A 22,214-nucleotide genomic window follows, 5' to 3' on the forward strand; every position below is an offset into this window, starting at 1 on the left:
ATGAGTGCTGGGGTTTTACTACAGGCTATTATTAACGGAATTATGATAGGCGGAATTTACGCACTGGTCGGAATGAGCCTGAATATGATTTTTGGAGTTATGAAAATAGTTAACTTTTGCCAGGGAGAATTGCTGATGGTCAGTATGTATGTGACTTATATGCTTTATTCATACTGCGGTCTGGATCCATTCATAGCAATCCCGCTGGTAGCGGTTATCATGTTTATCATTGGCGCCGTGATTCAGGTAAGCTTGATTACTAGATCTATTAAGGATGACGGTGACCAAAATGTGCTGTTCCTTACCTGCTGTCTTGGAATCTTCCTGAGTAATCTGGCTCTGCTTCTGTTTAAATCGGACTATAGAACCGTAAACAGTATGTTTGCAGATCAGATTGTGCAGGTCGCCGGAATGAATATCAGTGTTCCTAAATTGGTTGGATTTCTTATCCTCTGTGTCACAACAGCATTAATCTTCCTGATGCTGAAGAAGACAAAACTTGGAAAACAGATTCGTGCGACTTCGCAAAATCCAGTGGGTGCGCAGGTAACCGGAATAAAAATAAAAGCGGTTTACGCTTGCACTTATGGAATTGGGGCAGCTATTGCAGGTATAGCCGGTGCATGTCTTATGTCGTATTATTATGTATTCCCTGCAGTTGGAAATACTTATGGAACCCGTTCTTTTATTGTTGTCACAATGGGAGGACTCGGAAGTACTATCGGTGCCTGCTTAGGTGGAATTGCGTTGGGGGTTATGGAGACAGTTGGTTCCTCAGTGGTAGGTTCTGCATTTAAAGACACGCTTGTATTTCTTGCATTCATTCTGGTACTTGTCGTAAAAGAAAATTTAAATATCAGAAAGAAAAGGGGGTAAAAGACATGAAACGGTTAAGTATTCGGCATATATTGGCAGCCCTGGGAGTGCTGCTCTTGTCATTGGTGCCACTTGTGATTGATACACCCTACATACTTGGGATTTTTGTAACAACGTTTTATATTGGCTGCTGTACGCTTGCATGGAGTATACTTGGGGGACTTACAGGACAGATTTCTCTGGGGCATGCCGGTTTTATGGGACTGGGATCTTATATTTCCGCCATTTTACTGAATAACCTGGGTATGTCACCATGGATTAGTATGATCATATCCTTTGTAGTGGTAGGGTTGATAGCAGCAATTCTTCTTTCACCATGCTTTGTACTATCCGGTGCATACTTTACCCTAGTCACCATTGCTTTTACGGAAGCGTTTCGCAATCTCTTTATCAACTGGGAATACGCAGGAGGCGGCCAGGGAATCTTGATTCCATTGAAGAAAAGTGGCATTGTGACAATGAGATGGGTTTCGAAAGTGCCTTATTATTATATTTCGCTCATTATGGTTATCCTTTTCTTTGCAATTCTGGTTTGGATTGATCGTTCAAAACTAGGTTATGCTCTGAAAACAATTCGTGAAGATGAGGATACAGCACATGCTGTTGGGATTAATTCTTTTAAATACAAATTCATTGCCACTTTTATCAGCGCGGGAATGATTGCCGTCGTTGGTGTATTTTATGCAAACTATATTGGATATATTAATCCGGACCTTTTTAAGAATTCCAATAGCTTAAACTACCTAATGCCAGCTATCATCGGCGGAATTGGAAGTGTCGCGGGGCCACTCCTTGGGGCAGGAATCCTGACACCATTGTCTGAATGGCTGAATTCTGCATTGTCAGCAATCAGTGGACTAAATCTGGTGGTCTATGCAGCAATTGTTATTGCAGTTATCCTATTCAGACCTAATGGTATTATGGGATGGTTTAATCGAAGTAATCTCAAAAAGGCGATAAATAAAAAATTGGATGCGATAGATGAAAAGTTATTTAAACGCGGGAAGGAGGCATAACATGGGAAATATTCTGGAGATTGAACACCTTACAAAAAACTTCCGTGGGTTGAAGGCTGTGAACGATGTTAGTTTTACTGTTGAAGAGGGAAGCATCACAGGTATGATTGGAAGTAATGGAGCCGGAAAGACAACCGTATTTAACATGGTAAGCGGAGTACTTCTCCCTTCAGATGGAAAAACAATCTATAAAGGAAAAGATATTACAGGTACAAAACCCGACAGATATTCAGCCATGGGAATTGCCAGGACTTTTCAGATTATGAAACCATTGAGGAATATGACAGTGTTAGATAATGTTGTTTCGGGTGCAATGTTTGGGAGAAAGGAACTGAAAAATGCGAAGGCTGCCAGGGACTATGCAGCAGAAATTCTGGAGTTTACCGGAATGTATGAGAAAAAAGATTTGTATCCAATGGATATGGGAACACCATTTAAAAAGCGTCTTGAGGTGGCGAGAGCACTGGCGACTGATCCTGACCTGCTTTTGTTAGACGAAGTTATGGCCGGTTTAAATCCAACAGAAACGGATGAGGCGGTGGAACTTTTTAGAAAAATTAATGCACAGGGGACTACGATTCTTCTGATTGAGCATGTTATGAGAGCAGTTACCAGCCTTTGCTCAAAAGTTATTGTAATGCATCATGGAGAAAAGATTACAGAAGGGTCACCTGAGCAGGTAATGAATGATCCGTATGTCATTGAGATTTATCTTGGCAAGGAGGAAGGCTGATATGGCAGAAAAATATTTTCAGGTAGACAAGATAAATGTAAAGTATGGCGATATTCAGGTTTTATGGGATGTAAGATTTGAGGCAGATCAAGGCGAAATTATTGCGCTGGTTGGAAGCAATGGAGCTGGAAAAAGTACATCAGTAAAAGCGGCCAGTGGTCTGATTAAAGTGCACGACGGTCATATTAGGTTTGATGGTAAAGACCTTACCGGTGGAAATTGCAGGAAATTTATTGATCATGGAGTTATTCTCTGCCCGGAAGGACGTCAGTTATTTCCGAATATGACAGTGTATGAGAATCTTGAGATGGGAGCTTGCAGTAAAGAGGCAGAGAGCAGAAAAAAGGAGACCATTGAGAAAATCTACAACTGGTTTCCAAAGCTAAAAGAACGGAGCGGCCAGATGGCAGGGACACTGTCCGGAGGAGAACAGCAGATGGTTGCTTTTTCAAGAGGTATGATGGGACTTCCGAAACTGTTTATGATGGATGAACCTTCTTTGGGACTTGCGCCTACGATTGTAGACGATATCTTCCGCATCGCCAAGAAAGTGGCTATAGAAGAGGGTCTGACAATTGTTCTTGTAGAACAGGATGTTCGTAAGGCATTGAAACTGGCAGACCGTGGTTACGTACTGGAAAACGGTGTAATTAATATTTCGGGTACGGCACAGGAACTGATGACAAATGAGGAAGTAAAGAAGGCATATCTCGGATTCTGATCACAGTATATCACCGAAATGGTTCGGTATAAAAAGGAGGATTTTGATATGAAGAAAAATGTAATGGCAATACTACTGTCGGTATGTATGGCAGGGGGTCTCTTTGCAGGCTGCGGCAGTGGAAACAGCAGCGGTGATGAAAACAAATCACAAAGTACAGTAGCAGGTGCTGATAAAAGTACCGGAGATGACATTGTTGTGGGTGCCATATATCCGATGACGGGAGATCTTGCAGACTCAGGAAAGACTATGCAGCAGGGTATAGATATGGCGGTTGAGGAAATCAATGAAGCGGGCGGAGTAAACGGACACCAGATAAAAGTGATCTATGGAGATTCCCAGGGAGATTCTGCAACAGGCATGTCAGAGGCAGAACGTTTGATTACGCAGGAAAAAGTGAACATGCTGATGGGGTGCTACCAGTCAGGTGTAACTGTTACCGTTGCTCAGATTGCTGAGCAGTATCAAGTTCCGCTGATTACTGCAAATGCCACATCAGATGCATTGACTTCCAATGGATATGAATATTTCTTCCGTCTTGCACCTACGAATATGATGTTTGTGCGTGATATGATTCAGTACATTGTGGATGAAAGTGAAAAGAATGCGGATTTTGCGGGTAAATCAATTACAGTATTTGCAGATAATTCCGAAGTTGGCCAGCAGACCTGCAAGTGGGCAAAATACTGGGCTGAAGAGAACAGCATCGAATACAAGGGTGAGATTACATATACTTCTGGTGCGGCGGATCTTTCTTCGGAGGTTCTGGAACTGAAATCTATGAATCCGGATGTAGTTGTGGCAGACTGCTATGTATCCGATGCAATTCTGTTTACAAAGACTTTAAAAGAGCAGGGATATGAGCCCCCGATGATTATCTGTAAAGGAAATGGATTTACAGAAAGTGCTTATATGGAATCGGTAGGGGCGCAGGCAAACGGTGTTGTAGTAGCAACTGAATTTGTAGTTGGAACTAAAGGAGAGGATATTTGTGCAAAATATAAAGAGAAATATGGTGAAGATTTCAATGGACATTCTGCAGAAGCTTATACTACTGCATGGGTTTGGATTGATGCATTTAAAGCAATTACAGATAACGGGGATGAGGTAACCGCAGAAAATATTCAGAAAGAACTGACGGACATCGAAATCTCAGACAGCTTTTCAAATGAAAATGAGATCATCCTGCCTTATGATAAGATTTCTTTCGATGAAAGTGAATTTGACGGAACACCTTACCTGAACCAGAACCTGAATGCAACTCTTACGGTAACACAGATTAAAGATGGAGCTTATATCCCAATCTGGCCATATGATATTGCACAGTCAGAACTTCAGTATCCTGCAAGCTATAAATAAAGATAAGGAAAGTGAACGAATATGTTTGAACTGCATGGAAAGAAGGCAATTGTAACAGGCGGTGGAAAAGGTCTCTGCCGAGCGATGGCACAGGCATTGCATGATGCAGGTGCGGAAGTCGCTATTCTTGGCAGATCAGATAATGTATTTGAAGCTGCAGAGAAAATTGGAAGCACGGAGACACCTGCATACGCAGTGAAAGGAGATCTGGAGGACACAGACGGGCTGCGGAAGCTTTACGGGCAGTGCTTGGAAAAACTGGGAGGAAGAGTAGATATTCTCTTAAATGGCGCAGGAATACAGTTTCGTGCACCAGCCGTCACTTTCCCGGAAGAATGGTGGAGACGGATCATGGAAGTGAACCTGAATTCTCTTTTCTTCCTCTCCCAGATGGCGGGGGAGACAATGCTGAAACAGGGGTATGGAAGGATTATAAATGTAGCTTCCATGTGTTCTTTCTTTGGGAGTACGTGGATTCCGGCCTACACTGCAAGCAAAGGGGCGGTAGCACAGCTGACCAAGGCATTATCGAATGAATGGGCAGGCCAGGGAATCACTGTGAATGCCATCGCTCCTGGTTATATGGCAACAAAACTTATCGACGATATGAAAGAAAAGAACCCAAAGCAGTACGAAGAGATATCAGCAAGGATTCCAGCCGGAAGGTGGGGAACTCCTGAAGATCTGCAGGGAATAGCAGTATTTTTGGCATCAGATGCAGCTGCATATATTACAGGAGCAGTCATTCCGGTAGATGGAGGATATCTGGGCAAATAAGATGACATGACATGTTATACATATGAAACTGAATTCAAAGAGGCTGTCGCATTGGAGCGGTAGCCTCTTTGAAAGTGTTATACAAGGATTTTTCTTTTAGAAAGATATTTGTGGAAAAATAACAAAACATCGCAGCCAGGATTGATGGCGCCGGTAAATTTCGGGTTTTTTATTATGTCGTGCTTCCGCAGATTCGACCAGTAACTATGCGGGCTTCAGGAACTTATCAGCCATACATATGGGCTCCATCAGGTTGAAAAACACGTGGGCGGCATCTCTCTTTTATTTTCAAAAACTAAAAATAAGCAAAATAACTAAACTAATCAGCAATAAGTCGGTATACATATGTCCGAAAAAAAAGTAGGCTGAGAATATGATACCGCAAAATGCGGAGCAATCCGCAGTATCATAGGGTCAAGAAGGCTGGCCCAACATCATGAAAAGCAAAGGAGGAGGTATAGATGGAAGATAGGATGACAGGGAGGGTGACGATTCCTACAGACGCAGATGTCATCCCGGAGACATTGGAGCTTATGAAGCGCTGGGGCGCGGATGCGATTCGTGACTGTGATGGCACAGTCTATCCGGAAGAACTTAGGAATGCGGATGTGAAGGTGTATGCGACTTATTATACGACGAGAAAGGACAATGCATGGGCAAGAGCAAATCCGGATGAGATCCAGCAGATGTACATTATGACACCATTCTATACGGCGATATCGGATAAATTGAAGATTCACTTGATGAATCATCTGCATACGGATATGCTGGCAGTCAATGCCCATGATGATATCAGACGTTGGTGGGAAGTGATAGACAGAACGATGGGAGAGGTAGTTCCGGTCAGTGAGTGGGATTATGAGGCGGAGAGCGGAGATGTAGAGATACGCAATGCGAAAGAGTTTCATGATTATACCGTGAGCTTTCTGGCTTATATTATGTGGGATCCGGTTCACATGTATAATGCGGTGACAAATGACTGGAAGGACGTAGATAAGCAGATTACATTTGATGTGCGTCAGCCGAAAACGAAGGCATACACAATAGAACGTCTAAAAAAATATATAGAGGAAAATCCGCATATTGACGTGATCCGGTACACTACATTTTTCCATCAGTTCACACTGATTTTTGATGAATTTGCGCGGGAAAAATATGTAGACTGGTATGGCTATTCCGCATCGGTAAGTCCGTATATTCTGGAACAATTTGAAAAGGAAGCAGGCTATAAGTTCAGACCGGAATTTATTATCGATCAAGGCTACATGAACAATACTTATCGGATTCCGTCGAAGGAGTTCCTGGATTTCCAGGGATTTCAGAGAAGAAAGGTTGCAAAACTCGCAAAGCAGATGGTGGACATTACGCATGAATACGGTAAAGAGGCTATGATGTTTCTGGGAGATCACTGGATTGGAACGGAACCGTTCATGGATGAATTCAAGAGCATCGGATTGGATGCAGTAGTGGGAAGTGTGGGTAACGGCGCGACACTTCGATTAATCAGTGACATCAAGGGTGTTACATACACAGAGGGAAGATTTCTGCCGTATTTCTTTCCGGATACCTTCTTTGAAGGAGGAGATCCGACGAAGGAGGCAAAGGTAAACTGGATAACAGCGAGGAGAGCGATTCTTAGAAAACCGATTGACAGAATCGGATACGGCGGATATCTGAAATTGGCGGTGAAGTTCCCGGATTTCATTGATTATATAGAACGTGTGTGTGAAGAATTCCGGGTATTGTATAAGAATATTAAAGGGACAACACCGTACTGCGTAAAACATGTAGCGGTTCTTAACTGCTGGGGAAGGGCGCGTTCCTGGGGAAATCATATGGTACATCATGCAATTTATCAGAAACAGAATTATTCTTATGCAGGAGTGATTGAGGCTTTGAGCGGCGCGCCGTTTGATGTGAAGTTCATAAGCTTTGAAGATATCCGCAGGAACCCGGAGATTCTGGCTGATATTGACGTAATTTTGAATGTCGGTGATGCGTATACAGCATATACCGGAGGCGAGAACTGGAAAGATGATGTAATTATAACAGCAGTGAAAAGATTCATCTACCGGGGAGGTGGATTTATAGGAGTGGGCGAGCCTACTGCATTTCAGTGGGAAGGGCATTTCTTCCAATTGGCAGGAGCTCTCGGCGTAGAAGAAGAAACCGGCTATACTTTGAACGTAGATAAATACAATTGGCAAGAGCATAAGCACTTTATAACAGAAGACTGTGGAGAAGAAATTAATTTCGGTGAAGGAAAGAAGAATATTTTCGCATTTGACGGGACGACGGTTATCCGTCAGATTGACAAAGGAGTACAGCTGGCAGTCAACAATTTCGGTGAAGGAAGATGTGTGTATATCAGCGGACTTCCATACAGCTTTGAGAACAGCCGCCTCCTGTATCGTGCGATTCTCTGGTCAGCAGGTTCCGAGGACCAGATCAACCGCTGGTTCAGTACAAACTACAATGTAGAAGTCCATGCCTATGTTGAAAATGGAAAATATTGTGCAGTAAACAATACATATGAACCACAGGAGACAGTCATTTATAAGGGTGACGGAACCAGCTTTCATGTAAAGATGGATGCCGGTGCACTTATTTGGTATGAAATTTAAAGAGGTTTTTTTGCATGCTGCTTCCGGTAGGCACCCGGGGATATGTGAACCTCTTTGCGAAATACCTGCGAGAAGTAGGACTGCGAAGAAAACCCAACCTGCTGTGCAATCTTGGATATGGGAAAATCGCTGGATTCAAGCAATGATTTGGCTTCGCTGATCCGGCGGTTAATCAGGTAACTGATTGGCGAGACTCCTTTGTATTTTTTGAAGGCATGAACGAGGTAATACTTATTCATATGTGTTAGTTCACTGAGCGTATCAAGTGTGATGTCATCAGCAAAGTGCTCGTCCATATACTGCTCCATAAAGCGGCACTCCCGGGAGACTTTATCGATCGTGGCAAAGTTGGGGTTGGATTTGGTAATCCGTGCCACCAGGTAAATCAGAATTTCAAGAAGATTCTGACATATCTCAATATAGTTCTGCTGTTTGTCGTGGACTTCCTGAATAATGGATTTCATAAAAAAAAGGAGTTCAGTTCGGTGATTCTTCAGACTGTGAATGCTGTAAGGTACAAAGGTATTGTCGGCAGAACCGAAGAAAAAGCCATCCAGTCCGAGGACAATATATTCAAGTGTTTCTTTTTCCTGATTGACTTCCGTATGCATGACATTAGGATTGATGATAACCAAATCATCTTGTTTGACAAAAAAGGTATCGGTTTCGGTTCGGAAAAGACCGGTTCCGTTTACAATATAGAAAAGTTCCATAAAGGGATGCGCATGCAGGATACTCTGCCAGTGTTTGTCAGAGCAGGAGTGACTGATATAGAGCAGATTAAGATCCGGCCGCTCGGTGGATTGCACATCATTTTCACGGAACTCAAATTGATATCGCTGATAAGCCATAAAACCTCTTTCCTGTAAAACCATATAAGGTCATTGTGTATTTTAAATAAATTATCATCCTGATTATAAACGAATACATAAAATATGACAATAAAAAATGGAAAAAATAACAAATTCCTTAGTTGAAGAGCAATATCTATAAAAAAGTAAACAAGATTAATATATGAATTGCATAAGAACTAAGCTAGAATATGAATTAACAAAGTCAAAACCAGATAGGAGGAATGAATTTTGAAAAAGTTAAGAAAATTAGTAGCAGCAGGGCTGGTGACTACAGTTGCCGTAACGGGGCTGGCAGGATGCGGCGGAGGCAGCGCCGAAGGGGGCAAAGCAGAAGGGAGCTCTTCCAATAATTCATCAGCGCAATCATCGGAAGCGTCATCGTCTGGAAAAACCTTGAAGGTGGCAGCACTGGAAAGTGCTTATGGTGCCGACATGTGGGATGGTATAGCCAAAGCGTTTGAAGAGGAGCATGAAGGCGTGAAGGTAGAACTCACGGTGGATAAAAAGCTTGAGGACAAGATCACTCCGGCAATGAAGAGCGGAGATTACCCGGATGTTGTGCATCTGGCTACGGGACGTGATGCGGCGCTTACAGAGACTCTGACCAAGGAAAAAGGGCTGACATCTCTGGATGATGTGCTGGATATGACGGTTCCCGGAGAAGATGTCAAAGTGAAGGATAAAATCCTTCCGGGATTTCTCGATACGCTGGGAACTATGCCGTATAACGATGGAAAAACCTATTATGCGCCGATGTTCTATAGTCCGTGTGGTCTGTTCTACAATGCAGGTCTTTTAAAAGAAAAAGGCTGGGAGGTTCCGAAATCCTGGGATGAGATGTGGGAACTTGGAGATAAGGCCAAGGCAGAAGGAATTTCACTGTTCACTTATCCGACAACGGGTTACTTTGATGCATTTACATATGCATTGCTTGAATCATCCGGAGGTGCAGACTTTTACAATGACTGCATGACTTATAAAGATGGGGTCTGGGAGAGTGATGATGCGACAGCGGTATTTGAGACGATCGGAAAACTTGCGGAATATGTTGAACCGACAACCGTTGGTAATGCAAATGACGAGGGATTTACCAAGAACCAGCAGCTGATTCTGGATAACAAAGCAATTTTCTGTCCCAATGGAACATGGCTTCCGGACGAAATGGCGGATGCGCCGAGGAAAGACGGATTTGAATGGGGCTTTACCGCAGTTCCGGCAGTAGCGAAGAGTGAAAAACCATCTTCCTTTACGTTCTTTGAGCAGATGTGGATTCCGGCAGAGGCTGAAAATCAGGATCTTGCTAAAGAGTGGATTGCTTTTATGTATTCAGATAAGGCAGCAGAAATTTTTGCCGATTCCGGTGCAATACAGCCAATCAATGGTATTTCTGACAAGCTGGATGCCGACAAACAGTTATACTATCAGATCTATGATAATGACGCAGCTGTTGCAGTCATGGGCGGATTTGCAGCTACGGAACCTGTGGAGGGCGTATCTATGGCAGACAGCCTGTTTAAGGCCGTTGACAGTATTGTAAGCGGAGATAAGACGGTAGCAGAATGGCAGAGTGATGTTGAAAAGACAAGTGATTTGTTAAGAGAGGCAATGAAATAAATCCCTTAAGATGGGTATAGTACAGCCGATAGAACAGGCAGGGGTATATATGCCTCTGCCTTTATAAAAAGAAGGAGAAAGATGTGTGAAAAATAGAAAAGGCAAAACCGGTTTTATTGCGGCATGTGTACTTCCGGCGGTCATTTTGTTTATTATTTTTATGCTCATTCCTACAATTAATGTTTTTAAGATGTCTTTGTACAAATGGGGCGGTTTTTCAAATACGAAAACCTTTGTCGGATTGAACAATTTTAAGATTTTGTTTCAGGACGCAAAGTTCTACCGCTCATTCCAGAATTCGATTCTGTTAATTGTATTGGTGACAATTGTAACGATGGGACTTTCACTTTTGTTTGCGGCTATCCTCTCCAGAGAGAAGATCAAAGGACAAAACTTTTTCAGGATTGTATTCTATATTCCGAACATTCTGTCGGTTGTAGTTATTTCAGCAATCTTTTCTGCAATTTATGATCCGAATCAGGGTCTTATGAATAGTATTATTTCTATATTCAGAGAAGAGGGAAAGACACCGATTCTCTGGCTTGGAGATCAAAAGCTGGTTATCTATAGTCTGATGATTGCGATGGTATGGCAGGCAATCGGATATTATATGGTGATGTATATGGCAAGTATGTCGAGTGTGCCGGAAAGCCTGTATGAGTCGGCAGGACTGGAGGGAGCGGGAAGAGTCTATCAGTTCTTTCATATTACGCTCCCGTTAATCTGGAATAATATCCGTACAACGCTGACATTCTTTATTATCAGTACGATCAACTTGAGTTTTCTCTTCGTAAAAGCGCTGACAGGGGGTAAACCGGACGGAGCAAGCGAGGTATTCTTAAGTTACATGTACGGTCAGGCGTATACGAATTCATCATATGGATATGGTATGGCGATTGGCGTAATCGTATTCTTGTTCTCTTTTGGGCTTGCGGGACTAATAAATCTTGCAACGAAACGTGAAGTTCTGGAATTCTAGGAGGGAGAGAGCGGATGGGAAAGACAAAGATTAAAAACAGGTTATATAAAGCCTTTATTTATCTGTTGCTGGTAATATTGGCAGTCATAATCCTTGTACCGGTAGGGTGGGTATTCCTTGCTTCAATTAAGGAGAATTCGGAATTCTATGGTAATCCATGGATGTTGCCGAAGGGTGTATACATACAGAACTTTATTGATGCATTTCAGGAAGCGAAAATGGGTGACTATCTTCTGAATTCAGTGCTTGTGACAGGGATGGCACTGCTGCTTCTGCTCATAATCGCTCTTCCGGCAGCTTATGTGCTTGCAAGATATAAGTTCAAAGGAAGCAAGCTTTGCAATATCATGTTCATGGGCGGACTGTTCATTAATGTCAATTATATTGTTGTTCCGATTTTCCTTATGTTTGTGAATGGAGACAAGTGGCTGAAAAATCTGATTGGCAGGGGGTTTTTCCTGAATAATATGTTTGTCGTGGCACTTGTGTATGCTGCTACGGCACTTCCTTTTACAATCTATCTGCTTTCGGGATTTTTTGCAACGATTCCGAAAGATTACGAAGAAGCAGCTTTTGTAGATGGGTGTGGTTATTGGAAAACGATGCTGCGGGTTATGATGCCGATGGCACGTCCGAGTATTATCACAGTGATTCTGTTTAATTTCTTAAGTTTCTGGAATGAGTACATTATTGCAATGACTCTTCTGACAGGGGAAGAGCAGACATTACCGGTAGGTCTTATGCGGCTGATGCAGGCACAGCAGGCAGCGGCAAACTACGGACGTCTCTATGCGGGACTGGTAATTGTAATGCTTCCGGTGCTGATTCTGTATATCTGTGTACAGAAGAAGCTTACAGAAGGAATGAGCCTTGGTGGGCTGAAGGGATAAGAGGAGGACGATATGAAAAAATGGATGATGACAATCCTGGAACTGGCTTTCTTTATTGTATGTCTGGCTCTCATTATCGTTCACCGGAAAACGGTGGGGCCGGTACATCTTCTGTGGATGCTGGCAGGCATTTGCGGACTGATCGGATTGCTTTATGTTTACAATAGGGCGCACCGGTAGATGGACAGGCATAGGAAAAGGTATTTTGATTTATGAGGAGAAGATATGAGTAGAAGAAAAAGTAAAATATTCAGGGGATTGCTGGTGTATGTACTGGCTGCGGCGCAGATTGCAGCAGCAATACCGGCAACGGTGTTGGCTGCACCGGAAACAGCGATAGAAGAGAGCGGGAAGCGTGCAGTCACAGAAATCTGGCGCCACTTTAAGAGTGGAGAGGAGAATGACAATGGCAGTAATGCCGCAATTCTGCTTAATACGAATGAAGGCACTGAGGGAATGCAGGCCGGTGAACTCTCTTTTGTATTAAAACCGGGGGATGCACAGAGCAATACCAGATTTAATGTTGGACCTTATATTAAGGATAATACAACCTACATGACGATTGGATATAATGCTACGGGTTGGTTCTACGAGTATAAAGGGGCGGGAAATAACTATCCGTCAATCAAAGGACTTCCGACTCCGCCAAATGCAGGCGAGGAGATGAAGATTTCCATCGCATGGGATGCTTTGGACTACACGGTAACGGCAGATGGGGCAAGTGCAAGCTTTTCCATTCCCCAGACCGTGTATGATGGGCTGCACGAAGGAAAACTGGGTTTCCGTATTGGTTCCTGGAGCAAAACTGCCACAGATATTTCCTTTAAAGACGTTGAAATAAAAGACGGAGAGGGCAATGTTGTTGTAGAAAAAGGAACTGATACATGGGAGCTGCAGACAACAGGACGTGGGGAACTTTACGAGGAAGAAGTAAAGCATGTCCGGGCAACTGTGAGCGGACAGGTCAAAGACGCAGATGAGAATTCGGTCTATGGTGCAGAGGTGACGCTTGGGACAGTCACTACGGCCACGGACGTGAATGGGACTTATACATTTGAGAATATCGGAAGCGGAACGTATACCATATCTGCGGCGCTGAAGGGATATCAGGCGGGTACGTCAGTCATTACCGTAGAAGAGGAAGACGTGACGGCGGATGATATTATTCTGACAAAAGATTCCGATATTCAATTTGAAGGAGATGAGTGCCTGTCTTCGGATCAGATGGATGCAGACATTTCCAGTACATTTCCACAGGTAATCGGTTATACGATGAAGGGCGGGAAGGATGATGGAAAGAAATTTTACGGGCAGACAACAAAGCTGACACAACTCAAGCTCAACAATAAAGTGATGGTAACGCCAACTGTAGAATTCACAAAGAATTCTGACAGCAAAGCAACCTATGTTATGACGGTTGATGAACAGGGGATTCATGCGGTAATTACGGCAGCATTGGAGGTAAAGGATAATACTTTGAGTTTTGATATTACCCGTATTGATGCTGCAGCAGGAAGCGTCCTGACGGTTGAGATTCCGAATCACAACCTTGTAACTGCAAAGGCCAGCCAGCCTGGAGCAACCTTCGCAGGAGCCAACATGTCTACCAATACAACGGCAAGCGGGGATACATACTCTTCTGTAAGCGCACAGAATGAAGGCAAACGTGGATACATGTATGCATTTCTTTCTACGGATGCGTTAAGTGCAGGACTTTGGAGCAATTCGGAAAACAACGTAACTGCGGACTGGCAGAGAGTAACGGCGGTTACAAGTAGCGTTGACGGTGTGAAGGAGACTGGACTTAGCAGTACATACTGGACGTACCAGAAAAGTGCGGTTCACAGGATTGAGAATAAGGATTATGAGATGCCCTCCACCAAGGTTGTGATTACCGGGGATGAGAATAATGATGGGACAATTGACTGGCAGGATGGAGCGGTTGCATATCGTACAATCATGAACAACCCGGTTGGTTCAGAACTGGTGCCCGACCGTGTGGCGATTCGTATTGCAATGAACTTTAACAGTCATGCACAAAATCCATTTCTGATGACTTATGATAATGCACAGAAGGTATATCTAAACACAGACGGGCTTGGACAGAGCATCCTGTTAAAAGGATACGGAAGTGAGGGACATGACTCGGGGCACCTGAACTATGCGGATATTGGAAGGCGTATCGGCGGTGCGGAAGAGATGAAGAAGCTCCTTGCACAGGGCAGGGAAATCGGTGCCACGTTCGGTATCCATGTCAACGCATCTGAGACTTATCCGGAATCAAAGTATTTTGAAACGGACAGGCTGAAAAAGAATTCGGATGGAAGTCTATCCTATGGATGGAACTGGCTGGATCAGGGTGTTAATATTGATGCCGACTATGATTTGAGAAATGGACGTGAACAGCGTTTTACAGATCTCTGGGAGGAACTCGGCGGAGAAGACAATGACCTGGACTTTATCTATGTTGACGTATGGGGCAACGGACAGTCAGGAGACAACGGAACATGGGCAAGCCGTCAGATCGCAAAAGAAATCACGCAGACATGCGGATGGAGACTTGCAAGTGAGTGGGGACATGCGAACGAATACGATTCTACCTTCCAGCACTGGGCAGCAGACCTGACATACGGAGGTGCAAGTTCCAAGGGAATCAACAGTTATATTACACGCTTTATCCGCAATCATCAGAAAGATTCATGGGTAGGTGATTATCCGAGTTACGGTGGAGCCGCAGTAGAGCCGCTTTTAGGCGGATATGATATGAAGGATTTCGAAGGCTGGCAAGGACGTAACGATTACAAAGGATATATTGAGAATCTGTTTGACGATAACCTTTCCACAAAGTTCCTGCAGCATTATAAAGTAATGAAATGGGTGAACGGAGAGACTACGACAGTAGGCGGAACCGCATGGACACCTGAGAAGGAAATCACCCTTCAAGATGACGCAAAAGAAAATACAGTTGTAGTTACCAGAAAGTCTACAGAGGGTTCCTCCTCCGACTACAGACATAGAATCATGACTTACAATGGCAGAACCATTTTGGATGGTGAGACATATCTCATTCCCTGGTTCTGGGATGCAGACGGTGAGGAACTGGAGGAGCAGGAAGCGAAACTTTACCACTGGAATCAGGCAGGCGGAACAACGACATGGGAGCTCCCGGATGGCTGGTCAGGGGCAGAGATCTATAAGCTGACAGAGACCGGTAAGGAAAAATGCAGCAGTATTGCAGCTATTTCGGGGAACCGAATTACGATTACTGCCGAGGCAAGCGTTCCATATGTCATTCATAAGGCCGGAGTTGGTGAAGGAATCAAGGCCGCAGACCTGACATGGAGCAAGGGAGCACATATCGTGGATACAGGCTTCAACAGCGGCACACTGGATTACTGGGATATCCAGGGAAAAAGTGCTGAGATTGTCAGGAGTGCGGCAAACAACATGATGCTGAGCACAGGTGACAAAGACGAAGAAGTTTCCTTAACGCAGGAAGTTACAGACCTGATACCGGGAAAGGGGTATGCGGCATATGTAGGTGTAGATAACCGTTCGGATGCAAAGGCATATATTGAAGTTTCTGTGGACGGAGAAGTGATTTCCAACTATACGGAGCGCTCCATAGCGAAGAATTATCTGCTGTCCTATGCACATAATACAAACAATGCAACGGTACGGGGAGCCGGAAGCTATTTCCAGAATCTGTATGTATTCTTTACAGCACCGGAGGAAGGCAAGAAAGTAACGCTTACGTTGAAACGCGAAGCAGGTGACGGGAAGACATATTTTGATGATGTAAGGGTTGTAAATAATATGTTTGGAGAGACAGAGAAGGATGGAAACTTTAACCCATTTCTGTCAGAAACGAAGCTGAAACAGACATTTGAAGCAGTACCTCAGGGATTATTCCCGTTTGTGATTGGTAATGTTGAGGACGTCAGCGATAACAGAACACATCTTTCCGAGAAACATGAGCCGTACACACAGGCAGGCTGGTATGGGGTGAAGAAGCTGGACGATGTGATTGAAGGAGACTGGTCGGTCAAGACAAATGGACTTGCATCGCAAGGAGGACTGGTGTACCAGACAATCCCTCAGAATTTCCGATTTAAGGAGGGAGTTACCTATAACATCAGTTTTGATTACGAGATGGGGTCCGATAACACGTATACATTCGTCGTAGGCAACGGAGAATCCAATGGAAGTAACTTCGCGCAATATAAACTGCAGGCAACGGATATTGAGAGCGCACAGCCGCAGACATTTAAGTTCCATCTGACAGGTAAAGAAGGAAATCAGTCGTGGATTGGTATCTATTCTACAACCGAAGAAGCGGATACGAAGGGAACCTCCGGTAATGAGGCATACTTCGGTGGTTACAAAGATTTTATCCTGGACAACCTTATAATTGAGGAATCAAATGTTCAAAAAGCTGATTTGGAGAAGCTTGTAAAAGACAACAGCGGCCACTATGAAGTCAATTATACTGCGAAGTCATGGAAGACGTTTGCAGACGCATTGAATATTGCGAATGAAGTTCTGGATAATTTCGAGGCAGAGCAGAGTGCAGTAGACGATGCAAAACAGACGCTTGCAGATGCAGTGGATACATTGGAGGCAGTTGCAGTCACCGTAAGAGGGCAGGTTACAGATGAGACAGGATACGGACTTTCTGAAGTAACTGTTTTCGATGATAAGGGTGTTGAGACAAAGACGGATGTAAAGGGAAGCTATGTACTTCCGGGGGAACGTTATGCTTCCTCCGCTGACAAGAGATGAGGCAGATTATGAAAATAACTATGATGATGGTGTGAAGACGTGGGATAATCTTGCAGGTAACAACGCAAGTACGGCAATTAGCGTGGAAAGCGGACAGACAAAGATTGTCTTTCCGGGCGGCGGACATGCGAATGCATATGAGACAATGGCTCCGCAGTTCAAAAACGGCTGCGTGGAGATGGATATCACGTCTGCAAAGGAGGCTCCCCGTATTGGCATCCTGCTCAGAGCAACCGATATGACACATAGAGTTTATCTCGGAACAGGAGACACTGCAGATACATGGTTTGCGGAATACTGGAATGGCTCCGGAAACACATGGTCAGATATGCACGCGGGAAATAAATTTGCGGCGAATACAGCCATGCACCTGAAAGCAGAGATTGTCGACAACACAGCTTCCCTCTGGGTGAACGGAACTCTGGTCGTCCGGCAGACGATGAGCGGAATGCCGTCAGGGGCAGGATATGTAGGCCTCAATTCAAGACAAAGCCATACGGTATATGTGGACAATGTAAAAGTAACATCCTATGATCTTCCTGCAGGCAATCTGCAGAATATTGCAGGAAACGTGGTTAACACCGATGGCACGGTAATCGAAAATGCATTGGTTGAACTGCTTAATAACAGCGGGGATGTCCTGAAGAAGACGACAACGGATGCGCTTGGAAATTATAAGTTCAAAAATATCGAAATTGGAGAATATCAGGTGAGAATCACCAGTGGTGAATTCGTAAAAGAAATTCCGGTAACGGTAGTAACAGGGGATGACTACGTGGTAGTGGATAAGGCTGTTATAGGGCAGGCTGTAAAAACAGAGCTGCAGGACTTGATTTCATATGCAGAAAGTCAGAAGCAAGAGCCACAATATCAGTATGTCGTTCCGGCTGTAAAAACTCTATTTGAGCAGAGACTTACGGAAGCAATCGCTGTGAATGACAAGGAGCATGCATCTCAGACTGAGGTAGATGAAGCTTACAAAGCATTACTTCATATGGTTCATATGCTGTCTTATATCGGAAACAGTGAGAGTCTTAAGGTTCTTGCCGAGTGTGTGGAGGGTATGCAGCTTGAAGGTGTCTATACTGAGGAGACTGTAAAAAGTGTCCGGGAGGCTTTGGATGCTGCGAAAGGAGTGCTTGCAAATGAAAATGCACTTCAAGATGAAATCGATGCAGCAAAAGATGCACTGCAGAATGCAATAGATGCGCTCGAAAAAATTCCGGTTGACAAGTCCAGGCTTGAGAAACTTGTGAAAGAGGCCGGGGAATATGAGGCAAAGAGTGATCAGTATACGCCGGTAACGGCCGAGAGCTTCAAGGCAGCTCTGGAAGGAGCAAGAGCAGTTCTTGCTGACAAAGAGGCAATTCAGGAAAAAGTAGATTCCGCCTACGGTACTCTGCAGAATGCTATTTTTGCACTACGCGAAATTCCGGATAAGAGTAAACTGGAAGGGTTAATCAAAAAAGTTGAAAAACTGGATCTGAACGAGTATACAGCGCAAACAGTCAGCCCACTGCGTGCCGCACTTGCAATTGCAAAAGAAACGGTGGAAGATCCGAATGCAACGAAGGCTGATGTAGACGCAGCAGAAAAGAGACTCCAGGAATCTATAGATGGTCTCAAGAAGACAAAGGCACAGACGGATAATGAGAATGATAAAACGGATGGAAGCAGTAAGCCGGACGGAAGCAATACGTCAGGTGGAGGCAGTAAGCCGATTACGAATAAGCAGGTTAAGACCGGTGATACGACAAATATAGCAGTGTGGGCAGTGCTTATGGTTCTGGCACTTGGATGTGGATGTATAACATTCATACTTGTAAGAAAAAGACGTCTTCGGAAATAATCTTCTGGTTGAAGAGGCAATCAGAAACCTGAAAGCAGAAAGGATATATCCGGGGAAACTGTGGGATGAAGAAGCGTGCCTTCGAGAAATCGGCGGATCCGATGGAGGGTCAGAACCCTGATCGCTGCAGGGCACGGCTCAAACTGGTTCAGGATGTGGGAAGTAAATGGGAAACTATGCACTGGATTGTTAAAAAGTATAAATGAAAACACTGCCCCCCGGCAATTCGCTGGGGGGCAATATTGTCCTTAAAAAATAAATGGTGTATAATGATCAACAGGATACGGTGGGATTATAATTAAAAGAAAATACATCTAAAGGATTTTAACAATATGGCAAAAGACAAGAAAAGCAAAGTGATAAGAAAAGCAAATATAAATGATCTGGGGGTCATTTCTTCCATATATGAAACGGCAAGAAGGTTTATGGCTTCTCAGGGCAATCCCGGGCAATGGGGACAGCATTACCCTCCGAAAGAACAAATCATTGAAGATATAGAGAAAGAACAATTGTATGTATATGAGACAGAGGGAGATGTGCACGGCGTATTCGTATTTGCAATTGGTGAAGACCCTACATATCAGCATATAGAAAATGGTTCATGGATATCTGACAGCACTTACGGATTTATTCACAGAGTAGCAGGTGATGGAACGCAAAAGGGGTTAGTGAAGAATATTATGGAATACTGTTCCAAAACCATATCCCATCTGAGGATAGATACGCATGAGGATAATAAAATCATGCAGCATTTGATTTTGAAAAACGGGTTTAAACAATGCGGAATAATATTCACAGCTAATGGCAGTCCACGGATTGCATTTGAAAGAATGGCGGAGGGAAAAATTCATGGGAAATGAACATGGTGAGTGGATTATGCATGGGCTTGCATGGGATGATCAGAGACGAATCCGAACAGCAGACGAATTAATTTCTTTTATTAATAAAATCGGCTTTCTGCCTTTGTTTCAAAATGATATTCCTGGCTTTTCTGTAGAAGAACATACGGCTCCGGAATACTGGTGGTCGGGAGATGCGGAGCATGATCCGTGGGAGTGGCGCATAAGCATTGCAAAAAGTGAGTGTGTTGCTTATGGGAAGTTCTTTAATAAGAAAGCAGGATTTATTTCTCTGGAATGGCTTCCATATTTTGCGAACTACAGACGTGATGGTTACGATTTTGACAGCCTTTATGAAGATGGAAGAGCAAACAGACGTGCTCATAAAATTATGGATTTATTTAAGGAGAACAAGCTACTGCTGTCCTCTGATATCAAACGAGGTGCAGGATTTGGAAAAGGCGGAGAGAAGAATTTTGATGGTGTGGTCACAGAATTGCAGATGCAGACGTATCTGGTTATGAGCGATTTTCAAAGAAAACGAAATAAAAAGGGGGAGGAATACGGATGGCCGGTAGCCGTCTATTCCATGCCGGAACAACTTTGGAGTTACCAGAACGTAACGGCAGCATATAAAGAGGAACCGCAAAAATCCAGGCAGCGGATTATGAACCGGATTCAGGAATTGTATCCGGATGCCACGGAAAAGAATTCAGGGATGTTAAGGAAAATATAGGGGAAATAAAGGTTTCTGTTATTCTAAACTATCAGGAGGAGCAGACACATGAACTATTTAATGGGAATTGATTTGGGAACATCAAGCCTGAAATCCGTAATTATGGAAAGAGACGGCAAAATCATCGCGATATCAACATGCAAATATGATGTAAGTTCACCGCAGCCTGGTCATATGGAACAGGATCCGGAGATATGGTGGCTGGCCTGTGTAAAAACAATACGGGAATGCCTGCATAAATCATCAGTAGAAGCGCAGGAGATCGCCTCTCTTAGTTTTTCCGGGCAGATGCATGGACTGATCCTATTAGACGAAAAAAAAGAACTGATACGGCCTGCAATTTTACACAATGACGCCCGGTCTGATGTGGAGGTAGAAGCGTTATATGCGCTTCTGGGAAGAGAACATGTTTTAAACCATCTCATGAATCCGATTTTCACCGGATCTCAGCTGGCGTCCTTGTACTGGATGAAGAAGAATGAGACAGACCGATTCCGACGAATCAGATATATACTATCACCAAAAGACTATCTCTTGTTTCGGCTGACCGGCGTAATCAGTACGGATTATTCAGATGCTTCTGCTACGCTTCTTTATGATATGAAGGAAAAATGTTGGTGGAAAAGGGCATTGGACTGCATTGATATATCGCCGGAGTTTCTGTCACCGGTCCGGGAATCAACATTTCCGGCAGGAAAGATTTCGCATGCGGCAGAAAAGGAGACAGGCCTCTCAACCCAAACAATTGTATGTGTGGGAGGGGGAGACCAAATCATGCAGGCACTGGGAAATGGTGTGTTTAACCCCGGCATGGCTACTGTGACAATCGGAAGCAGTGGCCAGATTTTCATTCCTGCAGACCGGCCGGTGGGCAATCCGGATTTTAATATGCATACCTTCTGTGGGGCACAAGAGGATCTGTGGTTTTCTATGGGGGCAATCCTGTCTGCCGGTTTAAGCCTGAAATGGGTCGGTAATCTACTGGGCGAAGATGATTTTGTAAAACTTGGCAGGAAAGCAGAGAAAGTACCTGCCGGGAGCAAAGGCCTTATATTTCTTCCCTATCTGAACGGAGAAAGAACACCCCATATGAATCCTCTGCTTAGAGGCGGATTTTTGGGTCTGTCGATGGAAACGAAAGCGGATGATCTCATACGGGCTGTGATGGAAGGAGTTTCATTTGCTCTGAGGGAGGCGATGGAAACATGTACGCAGGTAGTACCGGCTCCTGTAAAATGGATTGCTTCCGGAGGCGGAACGCATAGTGCCACTTGGATGCAGATTCTGGCAAATATTCTTGATAAGCCATTGTACATTTCTAAAGTAAGAGAAAATGCAGCAGTAGGGGCCGCTATCACAGGAGGAGTGGGGGCCGGCATTTATGACAGCCTGAAAAAGGGATGCGGGGAAGTCGTCTCGTATCATTTGAATCCGGTTGTTCCAGATCCCGAGAAGGTGAAACTGTATGAAGAGTTATACCAGATTTTTAAAGAGGTTAATACTGCGAACACAAAGGAACTGGAGCGCTTAGCACAAATGCAAAGGAGGAGTGGAGATGCTTGATC

General features: G+C 44.0%; 18 protein-coding genes. 17 read left to right on the top strand and 1 reads right to left on the bottom strand.

Annotation, left to right across the window (positions count from 1 at the left end; translation table 11 throughout):
- The 7 genes from KNL20_RS03940 to gnpA all read left to right on the top strand — a co-directional run bounded on the left by KNL20_RS03940 (position 1) and on the right by gnpA (position 8,106).
- Positions 1–876, top strand: coding sequence for a branched-chain amino acid ABC transporter permease (locus KNL20_RS03940; RefSeq protein WP_230399331.1), 876 nt, complete (start codon positions 1–3; stop codon positions 874–876).
- Between the two features lie 5 nt (positions 877–881).
- Positions 882–1,892, top strand: a complete 1,011-nt coding sequence (locus tag KNL20_RS03945; protein WP_230399332.1) for a branched-chain amino acid ABC transporter permease — start codon at positions 882–884, stop codon at positions 1,890–1,892.
- 1 nt (position 1,893) lies between these two features.
- The gene (locus KNL20_RS03950) at positions 1,894–2,625 is read left to right on the top strand and encodes an ABC transporter ATP-binding protein (protein ID WP_230399333.1); all 732 of its coding nucleotides are present in this window, start codon (positions 1,894–1,896) and stop codon (positions 2,623–2,625) included.
- Between the two features lies 1 nt (position 2,626).
- The gene (locus KNL20_RS03955) at positions 2,627–3,346 is read left to right on the top strand and encodes an ABC transporter ATP-binding protein (protein WP_230399334.1); all 720 of its coding nucleotides are present in this window, start codon (positions 2,627–2,629) and stop codon (positions 3,344–3,346) included.
- 48 nt (positions 3,347–3,394) lie between these two features.
- On the top strand, positions 3,395–4,705 hold the full coding sequence (locus KNL20_RS03960) for an ABC transporter substrate-binding protein (RefSeq protein ID WP_230399335.1): 1,311 nt from the start codon (positions 3,395–3,397) through the stop codon (positions 4,703–4,705).
- Positions 4,706–4,726: 21 nt separating this feature from the next.
- Positions 4,727–5,482 carry a glucose 1-dehydrogenase gene (locus KNL20_RS03965; RefSeq protein ID WP_230399336.1) on the top strand — a complete coding sequence of 252 codons (756 nt, stop codon included), beginning with the start codon at positions 4,727–4,729 and terminating at the stop codon, positions 5,480–5,482.
- A 461-nt stretch (positions 5,483–5,943) separates the two neighbouring features.
- Complete coding sequence (gnpA, locus tag KNL20_RS03970; protein WP_230399337.1) at positions 5,944–8,106, top strand: 1,3-beta-galactosyl-N-acetylhexosamine phosphorylase; 2,163 nt, start codon at positions 5,944–5,946, stop codon at positions 8,104–8,106.
- On the opposite strand, the gene KNL20_RS03975 is transcribed toward gnpA, so the two are convergent.
- A complete protein-coding gene (locus KNL20_RS03975; protein WP_230399338.1) occupies positions 8,103–8,957 on the bottom strand; it encodes an AraC family transcriptional regulator in 855 nt (284 codons plus the stop codon). The genes gnpA and KNL20_RS03975 overlap by 4 nt on opposite strands.
- A gap of 231 nt (positions 8,958–9,188) precedes the next feature.
- Here KNL20_RS03975 and KNL20_RS03980 point away from each other — a divergent pair, with 231 nt between their 5' ends.
- The 10 genes from KNL20_RS03980 (at position 9,189) to xylB (ending at position 22,212) form a co-directional block, all read left to right on the top strand.
- Positions 9,189–10,574: a carbohydrate ABC transporter substrate-binding protein gene (locus KNL20_RS03980; protein WP_230399339.1), complete on the top strand. Its 1,386-nt coding sequence runs from the start codon at positions 9,189–9,191 to the stop codon at positions 10,572–10,574.
- A gap of 85 nt (positions 10,575–10,659) precedes the next feature.
- A complete protein-coding gene (locus KNL20_RS03985) occupies positions 10,660–11,553 on the top strand; it encodes a carbohydrate ABC transporter permease (RefSeq protein ID WP_230399340.1) in 894 nt (297 codons plus the stop codon).
- A gap of 14 nt (positions 11,554–11,567) precedes the next feature.
- Positions 11,568–12,443: a carbohydrate ABC transporter permease gene (locus KNL20_RS03990; RefSeq protein WP_230399341.1), complete on the top strand. Its 876-nt coding sequence runs from the start codon at positions 11,568–11,570 to the stop codon at positions 12,441–12,443.
- A 12-nt stretch (positions 12,444–12,455) separates the two neighbouring features.
- Entirely contained in the window at positions 12,456–12,623 is a 168-nt protein-coding gene (locus KNL20_RS03995) for a DUF6903 family protein (protein WP_230399342.1), read from the top strand.
- Between the two features lie 45 nt (positions 12,624–12,668).
- Positions 12,669–17,225, top strand: a complete 4,557-nt coding sequence (locus KNL20_RS04000) for an endo-alpha-N-acetylgalactosaminidase family protein (protein WP_230399343.1) — start codon at positions 12,669–12,671, stop codon at positions 17,223–17,225.
- Positions 17,200–19,074, top strand: a complete 1,875-nt coding sequence (locus KNL20_RS04005; protein ID WP_230399344.1) for a carboxypeptidase regulatory-like domain-containing protein — start codon at positions 17,200–17,202, stop codon at positions 19,072–19,074. Before KNL20_RS04000 ends, KNL20_RS04005 begins: the two co-directional genes overlap by 26 nt.
- 65 nt (positions 19,075–19,139) lie before the next feature.
- Positions 19,140–19,280 carry a hypothetical protein gene (locus tag KNL20_RS04010; RefSeq protein WP_230399345.1) on the top strand — a complete coding sequence of 47 codons (141 nt, stop codon included), beginning with the start codon at positions 19,140–19,142 and terminating at the stop codon, positions 19,278–19,280.
- A gap of 126 nt (positions 19,281–19,406) precedes the next feature.
- On the top strand, positions 19,407–19,934 hold the full coding sequence (locus tag KNL20_RS04015) for an N-acetyltransferase (RefSeq protein WP_230399346.1): 528 nt from the start codon (positions 19,407–19,409) through the stop codon (positions 19,932–19,934).
- The gene (locus tag KNL20_RS04020; RefSeq protein ID WP_230399347.1) at positions 19,924–20,649 is read left to right on the top strand and encodes an AlkZ-related protein; all 726 of its coding nucleotides are present in this window, start codon (positions 19,924–19,926) and stop codon (positions 20,647–20,649) included. Before KNL20_RS04015 ends, KNL20_RS04020 begins: the two co-directional genes overlap by 11 nt.
- Before the next feature lie 48 nt (positions 20,650–20,697).
- On the top strand, positions 20,698–22,212 hold the full coding sequence (gene xylB / locus KNL20_RS04025) for a xylulokinase (protein WP_230399348.1): 1,515 nt from the start codon (positions 20,698–20,700) through the stop codon (positions 22,210–22,212).
- The last annotated feature ends 2 nt before the right edge of the window (positions 22,213–22,214 follow it).

The organism is Novisyntrophococcus fermenticellae (assembly GCF_018866245.1).
GTDB lineage: Bacteria > Bacillota > Clostridia > Lachnospirales > Lachnospiraceae > Novisyntrophococcus > Novisyntrophococcus fermenticellae.

Coding starts and splice junctions, on each gene's coding strand:
- KNL20_RS04015 (WP_230399346.1), top strand. CDS start 19,407: ATGGCAAAAGACAAGAAAAGCAAAGTGATAAGAAAAGCAAATATAAAT.
- KNL20_RS03950 (WP_230399333.1), top strand. CDS start 1,894: ATGGGAAATATTCTGGAGATTGAACACCTTACAAAAAACTTCCGTGGG.
- gnpA (WP_230399337.1), top strand. CDS start 5,944: ATGGAAGATAGGATGACAGGGAGGGTGACGATTCCTACAGACGCAGAT.
- xylB (WP_230399348.1), top strand. CDS start 20,698: ATGAACTATTTAATGGGAATTGATTTGGGAACATCAAGCCTGAAATCC.
- KNL20_RS03990 (WP_230399341.1), top strand. CDS start 11,568: ATGGGAAAGACAAAGATTAAAAACAGGTTATATAAAGCCTTTATTTAT.
- KNL20_RS04000 (WP_230399343.1), top strand. CDS start 12,669: ATGAGTAGAAGAAAAAGTAAAATATTCAGGGGATTGCTGGTGTATGTA.
- KNL20_RS04010 (WP_230399345.1), top strand. CDS start 19,140: ATGAAGAAGCGTGCCTTCGAGAAATCGGCGGATCCGATGGAGGGTCAG.
- KNL20_RS03965 (WP_230399336.1), top strand. CDS start 4,727: ATGTTTGAACTGCATGGAAAGAAGGCAATTGTAACAGGCGGTGGAAAA.
- KNL20_RS04005 (WP_230399344.1), top strand. CDS start 17,200: ATGCTTCCTCCGCTGACAAGAGATGAGGCAGATTATGAAAATAACTAT.
- KNL20_RS03960 (WP_230399335.1), top strand. CDS start 3,395: ATGAAGAAAAATGTAATGGCAATACTACTGTCGGTATGTATGGCAGGG.
- KNL20_RS03975 (WP_230399338.1), bottom strand. CDS start 8,957: ATGGCTTATCAGCGATATCAATTTGAGTTCCGTGAAAATGATGTGCAA.
- KNL20_RS03955 (WP_230399334.1), top strand. CDS start 2,627: ATGGCAGAAAAATATTTTCAGGTAGACAAGATAAATGTAAAGTATGGC.
- KNL20_RS03945 (WP_230399332.1), top strand. CDS start 882: ATGAAACGGTTAAGTATTCGGCATATATTGGCAGCCCTGGGAGTGCTG.
- KNL20_RS03995 (WP_230399342.1), top strand. CDS start 12,456: ATGAAAAAATGGATGATGACAATCCTGGAACTGGCTTTCTTTATTGTA.
- KNL20_RS03940 (WP_230399331.1), top strand. CDS start 1: ATGAGTGCTGGGGTTTTACTACAGGCTATTATTAACGGAATTATGATA.
- KNL20_RS04020 (WP_230399347.1), top strand. CDS start 19,924: ATGGGAAATGAACATGGTGAGTGGATTATGCATGGGCTTGCATGGGAT.